Origin of the sequence: Ruminococcus sp. 1001713B170207_170306_F1 (assembly GCF_015668065.1) — a bacterium.
GTDB lineage: Bacteria > Bacillota > Clostridia > Lachnospirales > Lachnospiraceae > Blautia_A > Blautia_A faecis.
Genome location: NZ_JADPEX010000049.1, coordinates 1 through 13,413, shown reverse-complemented (window position 1 = coordinate 13,413; position 13,413 = coordinate 1). Strand labels below are relative to the sequence as shown.

Annotated in this window: 12 protein-coding genes and 1 rRNA gene; 1 reads left to right on the top strand and 12 read right to left on the bottom strand. The window is 44.0% G+C overall.

Going from position 1 to position 13,413, the window contains the following annotated elements; all coding sequences use genetic code 11:
- The 4 genes from I4V84_RS19165 to I4V84_RS19150 form a co-directional block, all read right to left on the bottom strand.
- A 16S ribosomal RNA gene (locus tag I4V84_RS19165) occupies positions 1 to 292 on the bottom strand; the annotation flags it as partial.
- A gap of 356 nt (positions 293 to 648) precedes the next feature.
- Positions 649 to 1,362: a CvpA family protein gene (locus I4V84_RS19160; RefSeq protein WP_207748703.1), complete on the bottom strand. Its 714-nt coding sequence runs from the start codon at positions 1,360 to 1,362 to the stop codon at positions 649 to 651.
- A gap of 10 nt (positions 1,363 to 1,372) precedes the next feature.
- On the bottom strand, positions 1,373 to 2,617 hold the full coding sequence (locus tag I4V84_RS19155) for a DUF5711 family protein (RefSeq protein WP_195993169.1): 1,245 nt from the start codon (positions 2,615 to 2,617) through the stop codon (positions 1,373 to 1,375).
- 50 nt (positions 2,618 to 2,667) lie between these two features.
- Positions 2,668 to 4,050 carry a LysM domain-containing protein gene (locus tag I4V84_RS19150; RefSeq protein WP_195699651.1) on the bottom strand — a complete coding sequence of 461 codons (1,383 nt, stop codon included), beginning with the start codon at positions 4,048 to 4,050 and terminating at the stop codon, positions 2,668 to 2,670.
- A gap of 338 nt (positions 4,051 to 4,388) precedes the next feature.
- Here I4V84_RS19150 and yyaC point away from each other — a divergent pair, with 338 nt between their 5' ends.
- Positions 4,389 to 4,919, top strand: coding sequence for a spore protease YyaC (yyaC, locus tag I4V84_RS19145; protein WP_148463555.1), 531 nt, complete (start codon positions 4,389 to 4,391; stop codon positions 4,917 to 4,919).
- A gap of 141 nt (positions 4,920 to 5,060) precedes the next feature.
- On the opposite strand, the gene I4V84_RS19140 is transcribed toward yyaC, so the two are convergent.
- From I4V84_RS19140 to I4V84_RS19105, 8 genes are all read right to left on the bottom strand, one after another.
- On the bottom strand, positions 5,061 to 5,999 hold the full coding sequence (locus tag I4V84_RS19140; protein WP_118577966.1) for a transketolase family protein: 939 nt from the start codon (positions 5,997 to 5,999) through the stop codon (positions 5,061 to 5,063).
- Positions 5,987 to 6,826, bottom strand: coding sequence for a transketolase (locus I4V84_RS19135; protein ID WP_195409599.1), 840 nt, complete (start codon positions 6,824 to 6,826; stop codon positions 5,987 to 5,989). The genes I4V84_RS19140 and I4V84_RS19135 overlap by 13 nt, the downstream gene beginning before the upstream one ends.
- An 88-nt stretch (positions 6,827 to 6,914) precedes the next feature.
- A complete protein-coding gene (gene fsa, locus I4V84_RS19130) occupies positions 6,915 to 7,568 on the bottom strand; it encodes a fructose-6-phosphate aldolase (RefSeq protein ID WP_021924793.1) in 654 nt (217 codons plus the stop codon).
- A gap of 273 nt (positions 7,569 to 7,841) precedes the next feature.
- Positions 7,842 to 8,975 carry a LacI family DNA-binding transcriptional regulator gene (locus tag I4V84_RS19125; RefSeq protein WP_195699650.1) on the bottom strand — a complete coding sequence of 378 codons (1,134 nt, stop codon included), beginning with the start codon at positions 8,973 to 8,975 and terminating at the stop codon, positions 7,842 to 7,844.
- A gap of 20 nt (positions 8,976 to 8,995) precedes the next feature.
- Positions 8,996 to 9,592 carry a recombination mediator RecR gene (recR, locus tag I4V84_RS19120; RefSeq protein WP_118577969.1) on the bottom strand — a complete coding sequence of 199 codons (597 nt, stop codon included), beginning with the start codon at positions 9,590 to 9,592 and terminating at the stop codon, positions 8,996 to 8,998.
- Positions 9,592 to 9,948, bottom strand: a complete 357-nt coding sequence (locus I4V84_RS19115) for a YbaB/EbfC family nucleoid-associated protein (RefSeq protein ID WP_021924790.1) — start codon at positions 9,946 to 9,948, stop codon at positions 9,592 to 9,594. The genes recR and I4V84_RS19115 overlap by 1 nt, the downstream gene beginning before the upstream one ends.
- Before the next feature lie 204 nt (positions 9,949 to 10,152).
- Positions 10,153 to 11,778: a DNA polymerase III subunit gamma/tau gene (gene dnaX / locus I4V84_RS19110; protein WP_195993168.1), complete on the bottom strand. Its 1,626-nt coding sequence runs from the start codon at positions 11,776 to 11,778 to the stop codon at positions 10,153 to 10,155.
- Between the two features lie 30 nt (positions 11,779 to 11,808).
- Complete coding sequence (locus tag I4V84_RS19105; protein WP_334284973.1) at positions 11,809 to 12,888, bottom strand: ATP-dependent 6-phosphofructokinase; 1,080 nt, start codon at positions 12,886 to 12,888, stop codon at positions 11,809 to 11,811.
- Between the last annotated feature and the right edge of the window lie 525 nt (positions 12,889 to 13,413).

The window sequence follows — 13,413 nt, the reverse complement described above, 5'->3', positions numbered from 1 at the left end:
TCGCCTTGGTAGGCCGCTGCCCTGCCAACTAGCTAATCCAACGCGGGTCCATCTTATACCACCGGAGTTTTTCACACCGAACCATGCGGTTCTGTGCGCTTATGCGGTATTAGCAGCCATTTCTGGCTGTTATCCCCCGGTATAAGGCAGGTTACCCACGCGTTACTCACCCGTCCGCCACTAGAAATAAATTAAATCGACCGAAGTTTCAATAAAGTATTTCCCGTTCGACTTGCATGTGTTAAGCACGCCGCCAGCGTTCATCCTGAGCCAGGATCAAACTCTCTGATAAAGTGTTTGATGTACTCAAGACAACCAACTAGCTTAGTTATCTCTCGTCATTACTGTTATAAAAAGTTCATTCATTCGAATGATGATTCGTTAAGAATTTTCGAGAATCGTATGTGTTTCACTGTTTAGTTGTCAAGGTTGTTTATCTGTCGTTGTCTGTCCGACAGCTTGTTTATATTACCACAAGCATTTTCGTTTGTCAACAACTTTTTTTAATTTCTTTTAAAAAACTTTTGAAGTTTTTCAAAATGAAATCCCGCTTCCTCAGAAGCGAGATTCAGTATATCATCAGAGTTGCCATTCGTCAACCCCTTTTTTCAATTTTTTTGATTTTTTTACATTATTTGACATTTGTGCTCAATTTCCGTAGAAAACACTCATAAACACTTTCACAAATATATTCTGATTATACAGGAAATTCAGTACTGTATCCTGCTCAACAAAAGCCATTCCCTGTTTTCCAATCGTGGTATCACAGAGCAGCGTCAGGATCAGAAACCCGATCCAGATAAAGATTATGCACTTCGCACCACCCACTACACCTCCGGCAATTTTATTCACGCCCTTTATCACAGGAAGATTTGTCAGAACATTCAGTATATAACTCAACAGTCTGATCACGATTGCAGAAATTATAAAGGATAAAAGAAATGATATTCCATTTACGATCATGACAGCCAGCGAATCTGCTATATATTCCGCAAACGTACTGACTGCAAGATAGCGGTATGTCTCTGCAGTATTATTTTCCATAAGAGAAGTTTTCAATATGTCCGGAAGTTCCATTTTTTCCATTATCTGCGTCTGTTCTTCTTTATCCAGAGCTTTCTGGCTGCCTGTCTGTTCCATGACCAGTTCCTGGCAGTTACTCTGAACAATATTATAAACAGGTGTATACTCTCTCACAAATGTATTTACATATGGATTAATCACCCATACAAGGAGAAAGGATATGATCATAAAAAAAGCAGATACGATTTCTTTTACAAAGCCTCTGCGAAATCCGGAAGCGCATGCAAAAATAATCAGTGCAAGCACCACAATGCCAAGCCAAGTCCAGCTTATGTCCATTTCATTCTCCTTAACTGAGTTTTATCACATTTACACCAGTATCCATAACAAGCAAATACTTATTCCACCCCAATTTGAAAAAGTCTTTCACTGTTCCATCCACACTTCCAAAATATTTCTCGGAACCGTTGCTATTCAACACGCAAAGCTGGGAACTGTTGTACATAACAATATAATCATCACTCATTCTGATAGTGGTATATGGAATATTAAAATCCTTGCTAAATTTCAGCTTGCCAGCAGAAGAATATACCTGCATGGTATACTGTTTGTCTTTGCTGTCATTTTTAAATACCAGGCCAATGTTGTCTTCATCATAAAAAGTACTGATAATCTCCTGCTCAACCTGGACTGTTTTCAGTTCTTTGGGAATCTGACGCCCGGAATATATGGTAAATCCATCATCCCGAAGTGCAACTGCATTGCTGCCAAGATACTGAATCTGCGGAACTACTACTCCATCATACGTGTACCCGCTTACAATACGGTCATCTTCATTCTGTCCAACTTCTCCGAAATTATAAAAAGCTATGTAACTGGTGGTCTCGCTGCTGTCCACAAACTGATATGCCACCATCATCACAACGCCATTATCTGCCAGTGCCACATCCATAGGATATCCAGGATCCTGAATATTAGTCTGATTTTCTGCCACAAGACTTCCATCTAAATTGTAAAAATTGATCCAGGTGTGGTCGCCGCCATCCAGAATTGCCGCTGCCATTCCGGTTTTGGAAACTTTCGCCTTTACAATACTGTAAGAAGTAGATACAGTCCCGGTAATTCCATTTTTGTCAAGAAAAACCATGGATGTACCATCTTTATCAGCAATCACGGCACAGTCACCGCAAACATCTGCCACGGGATTCTGCATGTCATATGTCTGGGACCATACAGTTTCCAGCTTGTTGTTTACCAGAGATACCTCGTCAGAACTATAGCGCAGAATCTTACCTGACAGATAGGTGTACTGGGTGGAAACAGTATCCTCCTGCTCACTGGTCACCTGTACTTTATAGTTTCGGTAAATTCTTTTTTCCAGAAAAAGAAAGCCTGCCAAGACCACAAATACAGCAATCAGTATCACGGCAACCGGTTTCAGCACAGCTTTCTTTCTTCGCAAAGCAGCTTTGATTTTTCTTCTCGCAGCTTCATTCCCACCGGCTCCGGCCTGGGCTTTTTCCAGATGGCGTTTCTCGGCCAGAAGTCGTTTCCGCCGCAGTTTCTTTTTGATATTTTTGAATGTGTTTGCCATAATTTAACCTTGCCTTGTATTTTCTATTTTTTCGATTATACCACATCCGGTCAAGGTAATACAATCATTTGCCCCGGATAAATCACCTGGTTTTCTTCCAGATTATTCAGGCGGCAGATTTCCGGGATGGCATCCATATTTCCATAATGGGAAATACTGATCTGGTATAAAGTATCGCCTGGTTTGATCACATAAGTTTCGTATATACCGTCAGATGAGGTCTGTGCACTGGAATCCGTCTGTTCTTCTACGTTGGTGCTCTGTTTCTTTATTTTCCGTTCATCAGCTTCCTGGGAAAAAGTTTCCGTCTGATCCACCGTTTCTGCCGGCTCCTCAGCTTTTATCTGTTCTGCTGCTTCCGCCTCATTTGCAAAATCAGATTCGCTGTCCTGCCAGCTATTCCCGGTTTCATCACTTATTTCTGTATCGGCGGCTTCCTGCGTTATTTGGGGAGTCACCGAAGCATTTCTTTCCAACTGCTCTTCCGGACTTTTCTCCTGTTTGGAAACATCCTGTATCTGATTCGTGTCATTTTCTGCCTGCTTTTCTTCTGATGCATCTTCCTCTGTTTTTCCTGACATAACAGTCACTGCATAATCATCTTCAGGCTGCACCGGCAAGCCACCGTAATTTCTGTAAAAGCCCGCACCTACAGCTAATACAGCAAGTACCAGACAGGCCGTTGCTGCATATGAAAAAACAGAGGTACGCTCCATTTCCTCCTGGGGCTTTTCCTCTGTCTTTTCTGCTTTCTTTGTTTTCTTGTTCCGGATGATTTTCCGAAAAGATACAACCGCCTCGTCAGACACATTTTCTGTAAATTCCGGCGCAAAATCTTTATTTTTTTCAATCATGTACTCCTGCATCAGCGGATTTTTCTCATAATAAATGTAATATCCCCGCTGCCGGACCATAAGGCCATTTTCAAAGAAGAAGAAAGCTTCTTCTTTTTCTGCAGGTTCCATAAGCATAAGCACTTTTTCACCGCCAAAATACCGAAGATGGATTCGGGTCAGCAATTCGTCTGTTTCCATATACATCTGAGGGCGCGAAAAAAACCAGCCTGTTATTTCCTGTCCCGGAAAATATTTTGCCTGGTCTTCCTGTATTTTTGCCCATATTTTTTCAGAGAAATCAATATGATCTGATGCAGCTTCCATATCTTCCACCATCAAAGCTCCCCGGATGAAAAGATAGGTTATACCATTGTTCCATTTTGTTTCGCCTGTAAAAACAGCTACACAGCCTTGTTCTTTTCCGGAACCGACCGCATTCCTGGCAAGCCTTGTCAGAAATGTGTATACGTAATCTTCAATATAAATACGCATATTTCCGGTTGTCAATCCTACCTGACGTATATTTCTCGGCAGATTAAAAAGATTTTCCCCATTTTTCGCCTCCTGTTTCTCTTCTTTGTAGATAACTTCTATCATAGTCACATCACCCCTTCGGGTATGAGAATATCACATGAGAAATGCAGATTTTAGCGGAATATAAGACCTGTTTCACAGAATTTTGCGACAGTTTTTGCAAAGGAAATATTTGTCGGGATGAAGGGTACAGCGAACTGCTGCAATTGAATTCCGGCAGAATGTCACGTAAAGTGCAGCATATAGATTTCGATATGTTTTTTTGTACTCAGCCAGGTGCATATTTTTTCCAGATATAGGATAAGATGGATTATATCAGACAGCTGCAGCTGCAAATTATCGTTCATAAGTAATCGGGCAAGTTTGCTTATTTATGAAATTTTTAAAGCAGGAGAACTTTTATGCCTTTTTATGTAAATACCCAAAAACCAGATTCTTCCAGAGAAATTGCACGGCTTCTGGGAAAATGTATTAAGCGTCATAAACGGGACTGGACTGAAATTGTGTTTTTGTGCATTGGAAGTGACCGGGTAACCGGAGACTGTCTGGGACCTTATGTGGGCTATCGTTTAAGTCAGCATCAGCTTCCAGGAATTTTTGTCTACGGTACATTAAGTCAGCCTGTTCATGCCGTCAATCTGTCCGATATAACGGACTTTATTTCAAAGAACCATCCGTTTGCCCTTGTAATTGCTATAGACGCGTCTCTAGGCGATGAAAGACATTTGGGCTATGTGACAATCGGAAACGGCTCTCTTTACCCAGGTGCGGCTGTTCAGAAAGATCTGCCGCCTGTGGGGGATATTTATATTACTGGAATTGTAAATATTGCAGGAATTCTGGAATATCTGACTTTACAGACAACAAGACTGTCCACTGTGATCACGCTGGCTGACACCATTGCACAGGGGATTCTCGGAAATTTTATATAACAATACGGCAAACAGAAGCTTTCACTTCCATTTGCCGTATGCTTATTTAGCATATCACTTTTTTGAATTTCCAAAAGGTTTTCTGTAAAAACAGACATAACGCCTGCCGGCGCCAGCACCATATAGGAAAGGTACAGCCAATTAGATAAATGCTTTGATCTGTTTATAGATACCGGCTGCATCAAGACCGTATTTCTCAAGAAGAGCAACAGCCGGGCCGGACTCTCCATAAACATCATTGATACCAATACGTTTAACCGGTACAGGAGCTTTCTCAGCAAGGCACTCGCATACAGCACCACCAAGGCCGCCGATGATGGAATGCTCTTCAACAGTAACAACTTTGCCTGTTTCTTTGGCAGCTGCTACAACAAGTTCCTCATCGAGAGGTTTGATGGTGTGGATGTTAATAACCTTTGCTTCGATTCCTTCTTCAGCCAGTTTCGCAGCTGCTTCCAGAGACGGAGCTACGCAAAGTCCGTTTGCAATAATGGTAAGGTCTTTTCCCTCACGGAGAACAATACCTTTGCCAAGTTCAAATTTATAATCCGGGTTATCATTGATAACCGGAACAGCAAGACGGCCAAATCTCATGTAAACAGGGCCCACATGCTCATAAGCTGCCTCTACCATTGCTTTTGCTTCAATATCATCAGACGGGCATGCAACAATCATTCCAGGAATTGTACGCATAAGTGCAAAATCCTCGCAGCACTGGTGTGTAGCACCATCCTCACCAACGGAAATTCCGCCGTGGGTAGCACCAATCTTAACATTCAGCTTCGGATATCCAACAGAGTTGCGAACCTGCTCAAAGGCACGTCCTGCTGCAAACATAGCGAAAGTACTTGCGAAAGGCACTTTTCCAGTTGTTGCGATTCCGGCAGCAATTCCCATCATGTTGCACTCTGCGATACCGCAGTCGATGTGGCGCTCCGGAAATGCTTTCTTAAAGATTCCGGTCTGTGTAGCTGCAGCAAGGTCAGCATCCAGAACAACCAGATCATCATGTTTTTTTCCAAGTTCTACAAGAGCGTTACCATAACTTGCTCTGGTGGCAATCTTCTTTACTTCTGACATAATGCTTCACCTACCTTTTCCAAATCTGCCATAGCCTGTGCGTACTCTTCATCGTTCGGAGCTTTTCCATGCCAGCCAACCTGGTTCTCCATGAAAGATACCCCTTTGCCTTTTACTGTTTTCATAACGATCGCAGTCGGCATTCCTTTCACAGTCTTTGCCTCGTCAAAAGCAACGCGCAGCTGCGCCATGTCATTTCCATCAGCTACATTTATTACATGGAAATTGAATGCTTCGAATTTCTTATCGATCGGGTATGGGGAGCATACGTCCTCAACTTTACCATCGATCTGAAGACCATTGTTATCAACGATCACTACAAGATTGTCCAGTTTCCTTGCTCCTGCAAACATTGCAGCTTCCCATACCTGACCCTCCTGGATCTCGCCGTCTCCAAGAAGTGTGTATACACGATAGCTGTCATTTGATAATTTTGCAGAAAGTGCCATTCCAACCGCTGCAGAGATTCCCTGTCCAAGGGAACCGCTGGACATATCGACGCCAGGAATATGCTTCATATCCGGATGTCCCTGAAGGTAAGATCCGAGATGACGAAGTGTCACCAGATCCTCTTTCGGGAAATAACCTCTCTCAGCCAGTACAGAATACAGACCTGGTGCAGTATGACCTTTGGAAAGGACAAAACGGTCGCGATCTGCTTTCTTCGGATCCTTAGGATCAATATTCATTTCCTCAAAATAAAGATAAGTAAATAAATCTGCTGCTGATAAAGATCCGCCTGGATGACCAGCTTTAGCAGCATGCAGTGCTGTTACGATGTCTTTGCGGACTTCGTTGGCAACTTTCTGAAGCTCTAAATTCTCCATTTTCAATTCTCCTTATTATTTCCCTTGATATCATGATGTGCGAATCACAACCGGATTGAATTCTTACGTAAAATAATTTCTCGGTTAATTATTCTCCAAATACAGCCTTGTAATCATTCTGGAATTTAACAATACCAGCGTCTGTCAGCGGATGATGAGTCATCTGCTCAAGTACTTTAAATGGTACAGTAGCGATATCAGCACCTGCAAGTGCACACTGTGTTACATGCATTGGATGACGAACACTTGCTGCGATGATCTCGGTATCGATGCCTGCAACTGCAAACATATCAGCGATCTGGCGAATCAGCTCAACACCGTCTGTAGAGATGTCATCCAGTCTTCCAAGGAATGGAGATACATATGTAGCACCAGCTCTTGCTGCAAGAAGTGCCTGGTTAGCGCTGAAGATCAAAGTTACATTTGTCTTGATACCTTCTTTTGAAAGAACTTTAACTGCTTTCAGACCTTCGCATGTCATAGGAATTTTTACAACCATGTTTGGATGGATCTTAGCAATCTCACGTCCCTCACGGATCATTCCCTCTGCATCTGTTGTAGTAGCTTTAACCTCGCCGCTGATCGGTCCATCGACGATCTCTGTGATTTCTTTGATTACTTCGTTGAAATCTCTTCCCTCTTTCGCGATCAGGGATGGATTTGTAGTTACGCCACAGATAATTCCCATATCGTTAGCTGCCTTAATATCCTCTACTTTTGCTGTGTCAATAAAAAATTTCATGATTTCTTCCTCCTAAATGAATTAGACTAGAGCGTTGCAGCGCTTCCTTTATCTTGCACTGTTCATATGCTTTCATTATAGCAGACTTCATTTACAGGTCAAGGCAGAGAGCAAATTATTAATAAAATTTCAATTAATAATTTCATCTATTATTAATCATTCTATAGTTTGTTAGTATGGTATCAATCAATTTTCTACTGTATCAATCAGTTTTTCCAGCAATTTTACCAGATGTTTTTTTTAAATTATTACTAATAATTTCCAGTAAATTATTTATTTAAACTTATTTTCTTCGGATTTTTCGTTTATGGGATCCGGTTTATCCATACGTGCATAACCGGTGGTTTTTCGCACAATAATCTTGGGATTATACTCAATATTATATACACTTGTGGGACGGATGCCTTCCCCGAAACGGATGCCTGTATCGATTTTCCGGATGATAATGTCACAGGCATCCCTGCCCTTCAGATCAACGAAGTGATCAATGGTAGTCAGTGACACTCTGCGAATTCCGGAATAAAAAATATTGTCGCAGCCGATCACAGATACATCCTTCGGCACTCTCAGACGGGCATCCTGAAGAGCATCCACAGCACCAATGGCCATCATGTCATTCTGTCCGGCAATGGCAGTAAATCTGCTGCCATCCTCCAGAAGAGACCTGGTCAGGGCATAGCCCATAGAATACTCGGAATCCGTCTTAGGATTGCGACGGTCAACGGATTCGTCAGCAGCCCGGATGATCACATGTCCGGAAAGCCCAGCCTTCTCAAACTCACGGACAAAACCATCCACTCGTTTGGAACGCTGCCACTGTCTTCTGGTAAGCGGCGGCGTAATAAAGGCCACATCCTGATGTCCCAGATCCAGCAGATGCCTCGCCATAAGTCGTCCCACTTCTGTGTTGTCCTGATTAATAGCATCTACTGTACTGATTTTTTCTTTGTTGCTAATGATGACCAGCGGAATGCTTCTTGCCATCTCTTCTACCTGGCTGATATAGTCCGGGTGGGGATTGCAGGCATAAATGATCCCCTGGGGTGCCATGGCGCGTATCATGCGCAGATACTTCTCTTCCAGCCTGGCATCACGCTGGGTATTGCAGATGAAAACTCCGTAGCCACGCTCGTTGGCTACCGCCTCGATTCCCTGAAGGAGCATCACATAGTAAGGGCTGGTAATAGTTGGGCAAAAGACAACAATCATTTTTTCCTTTTTGTTCTCTTTTTTATTTTTGTGGCCCGGAAGCTGATAGCCCAGTTCTCTGGCCGCGCTTTCCACTTTTTCCACTGTTTCTCGGGAAAAAGAAACATTGTACTTATGGTTCAGAACCATGGAAACCGTTGCCTGGGAAACTCCTGCTTTCTCTGCCACATCTGATGAAGTCACTTTTTTGCGTGCCACAAAAATCACCTCCTGCCATCTTACAGTTCTACCCTGCCCTCCAGTGCCCGAAGCAGGGTAACCTCATCAATGTATTCCAGGTCACCGCCTACTGGCACACCACTGGCAATACGGCTGACCTTGATCCCGGTGGGCTTGATCAGCTTACTGATATACATTGCTGTAGTCTCTCCCTCCAGACTGGAGTTGGTGGCAATGATCACTTCTTTTACATCTCCCTGAAGTCGCATGATCAGCTCTTTCAGCTTGATATCATCCGGACCAATTCCCAGCATAGGGGATATTGCGCCGTGAAGTACATGATAAACTCCGTCAAATTTACCGGTTTTTTCATAAGCAGCAAGATCCCTTGTGTTCTCCACTACCATAATCGTACTGTGATCTCTTTTGGGATTGCTGCAGATTGGGCACATTTCTTTATCCGTAAGGGTGTAGCAGCACTTACAGTACTGTACGTTCATCCGGGCATCGGTGATGGCATTGGTAAGCTGCTGTACCTGTTCCTTTGGCATATTCATAATATGAAAAGCCAGGCGCTGGGCAGATTTTGCCCCGATTCCCGGAAGATGGGAAAACTGCTCGATCAGTTTATTGATATGACTGCTGTAGTATTCCATCAGAATGGAAGACCCCCACCAAGTCCTCCCAGACCTCCTGTAAGTTTGGACATTACAGCCTGGTTCTCCTGCTCAACCTTGCGAAGTGCTTCGTTGGTTGCTGCAACAATAAGATCTTCAAGCATCTCGATGTCATCCGGATCTACAACTTCCTCCGCAAGCTTCACCTTGGTCACTTCTCTCTTACCTGAGATAGTTACTTCTACAGCTCCGCCACCGGCTGCTGCAGTAAACTCTTTCTCCTCGAGAGCTTTCTGGTTCTCTTCCATCTGGCGCTGCATTTTTTGCGCCTGCTTCATAAGGTTATTCATGTTTCCCGGCATACCCATGCCTGGAAATCCTCCACGCTTTGCCATTACAAAGTCCTCCTTTAACTGTTCTGATCTCATGCTGGATTCCGCATTTCTGATTTTTCAAACAGGCTCTATAACATTTGCGGCAGCAAAAATCATTTTTCATAACAATATTCACATTTTCTGCAAATATTATTAATTTACTTCTCGTTCGTCGCTTTCACGGCAACTCTTATGTTACTGCACAAAAATTAAACAGCAACACTCTTAATCTTCTGCATCGTCAGGATCTTCCTCCACAACAACATCCATATGGATATTCTCCCGGAGAGCCTGATCTACAGTAACCTTGGCAAGATTGGTATGGTTGTGCTCTTTTGCCACCACCATCTTAAGTTCTACACTCTTGCCAGTCTGGGCCAGGATGATATTCTTCAGTTCTTCCTCTGCTTCCGGATTATCTACATAGGTTTTTCCAAGGAAATCCTGGAATTCGATGTAGAGAACCGGTTCACCGGTCTGGCCATTGTATTTGGGAATAGACTTCTGGAGCATCTGTTTGAAAATGCCGCTGGTCTGACCTACGATCACCTTCCAGCTGGCTACAATCTTCTGCAGATCCTCGGGTGCCGCTTTCTCAGGTGCTGCTGCCATGGCTTCTGCACTGCCATCCGATCCGGCTCCTGTACTTCCGGCGCTGCCAGTGGCTCCCGGCTGGACAAATACCTGCTGAACAGGCCGCTCGTCCATGCGCTGTTCCAGAACACGAAGACGATCCAGAACAGAATCCAGATTGGTCTCCATCGCCGGACGGCACAGTTTGATCAGAGCAATCTCCACCAGAACACGCTTCTGGGTGGAATAGCGGATCTGACTGGACAGGTCAGAAAAAATACGGATGTAGCGCATCAGCGTTTCTACATCCACCATCTCACTTTCTTCCCTTAGAAGTTTCAGATTCTCAGATGATACATCAATGGCTTCCTCCGGATTCTCGGAGGTTTTTACCAGAAGGAGATTACGCATGTACCAGGTAAAATCTCCCACAAACTGTCCAAGCTCTCTTCCGCCTATGATCAAATCCTCAAGAGTGCGTATCGCACCTGTCACATCTCCCTGGAGCACTTTTCGCAAAAGCTTGCTGAACACTTCCGTATCCACAGCTCCCAGAACCTCCAGGACTTTGTCATAAGTCAGTGTCTGCCCCAGATAAAAGGCAATGCACTGATCCAGAAGGCTTAGTGCATCTCGCATGGAACCGTCTCCGGCTTTTGCCACATAACGGACGGCTTTTTCTTCTGCCTCTACGCCTTCGATTTTCAGAAGTTCATCCAGCCTTGCCGCAATGGTATCAATAGTGATGCGGTGAAAATCGTATCGCTGACATCTGGACAAAATAGTGATCGGTATCTTGTGGGCCTCTGTGGTGGCAAGAATGAAGATAACATAAGACGGAGGTTCCTCCAGTGTTTTCAGAAGAGCATTAAACGCTCCTGTCGAAAGCATGTGAACCTCGTCGATAATGTATACCTTATAGTTTCCTTCAGTAGGACGATAGGCCACCTCCTCACGGATCTCACGGATATTGTCAACGCCGTTATTGGACGCTGCATCGATCTCGATCACGTTCATGGAGGTGCCAGCCTGTATCGCCTTACACATGTCACATTCACCACAGGGACTTCCATTTACCGGATGCTGGCAATTTACTGCTTTTGCCAGTATTTTTGCAACGGTAGTCTTACCGGTTCCTCGGGTGCCGCAAAACAGATACGCGTGACCAATACGGTTATGCTTGATCTGATTGGTCAGGGTAGTTACAATGTGATCCTGTCCCTTGACATCGTCAAAATTATCCGGTCTGAACTTCCGGTATAGAGCAGTATAGCTCATTTATGGAAACTCCTTTCTAACAGCAGGGAATCAATCGCCGAAGCTGATTCCGATCTGCTTTGCAGCCTTAACGGTCTGGTCTTTCGGAGAAACCATTTTCAGCTTGCCGGCACATTCTTCAAGAGGTACTCTCTTGATTTTGCCATTTACAATACCGATCATGATGCCATATTCTCCGTCCAGAATAGCCTCTGCTGCTCCTGCTCCGATTCTTGTGGAAAGCACACGATCATATGCACATGGTGCCCCACCTCGCTGTGTATGTCCCGGAACTGTAATGCGTACCTCAGAACCAAGCTTCTGGGTAATCTTGTCTGCAATTTCATAGGATACGGAAGGATACTTCTTCGCGCGGTCTTCCAGCTTTTTCTTGTAATCTTTCTTGGAAAGAAGGGCATCCTCTTTGGAAATGGCGCCTTCTGCCACTGCAAGAATGGTGAAACGCTTGCCAGCTTTAGATCTCTTCTGGATAGCTGCAACTACTTTCTCAATGTCGTATGGGATTTCCGGAATCAGGATAATATCTGCTCCGCCGGCAATTCCTGCGTGCAGAGTAAGGCTTCCTACCTTGTGTCCCATAACTTCTACGATAAATACACGGCCATGGGATGCTGCTGTTGTATGAATGCAGTCGATAGCGTTTGTTGCAATATTTACTGCACTCTGGAACCCGAATGTCATATCTGTACCCCAGATATCATTGTCGATGGTCTTAGGCAGATGGATGATATTCAAACCTTCTTCTCTTAAGAGGTTGGCTGTTTTCTGGGTTCCGTTTCCTCCGAGGATTACAAGACAGTCAAGACAAAGCTTGTAATAAGTCTGCTTCATAGCCTCTACCTTGTCCAGTCCATTGGCATCCGGTACGCGCATAAGCTTAAACGGCTGTCTGGATGTTCCAAGAATAGTTCCGCCCTGTGTAAGGATTCCGGAAAAATCCTTGGATGTAAGCATACGGTATTTGCCGTAGATCAGTCCCTTATATCCATCATCAAATCCGTAAACTTCCAGGTCATCAATGCTGTTTGTAAGCCCTTTTACAACTCCCCGCATGGTGGCATTTAATGCCTGACAGTCACCGCCGCTTGTTAATAAGCCGATTCTTTTAATCATAGTACCCTCCATTTCTGTGTCTCTAGAGCGTGTTTCAAAAATCATTCCAGCAAGCTACGCGCTCCAGTAAAAACTACATTTTGAAATTTGATCCGCGAGCTCTGTTCGTTACTGATCACAAAGTGAGCAGTGACCGCTGTTCTGTTACGTCTGGGCAGCGTAAAAATCGCGGGGCAAGTTTGTTTATATTATATAATATTTCCCGTTCTGACACAACAAGTAATTTGCAACCAGATATTTCTGGAGCCGGCTTGTTACTGTTCACTCCGTGACCAGTAACGCGCTTCGCGATGCACAGAAATCATGCATTCGCATGATTTCGCGCCGCAATTCTCGGGTTTTCTGTGAACTTTGTTCACAAAAAACACCTCGCGGAATGTTACCAGTGAACAGTAACGCCGGCTTGACAATACATTAAATTTTTTTGCTGTTTTGCAGCAGTGGCTGTCAAGCGTTTTTGAAAATGTCCTAAAATAATTGAAGTATTAGCCCCGGCTTTTTGCTGGGGCTTGTTATATTGAT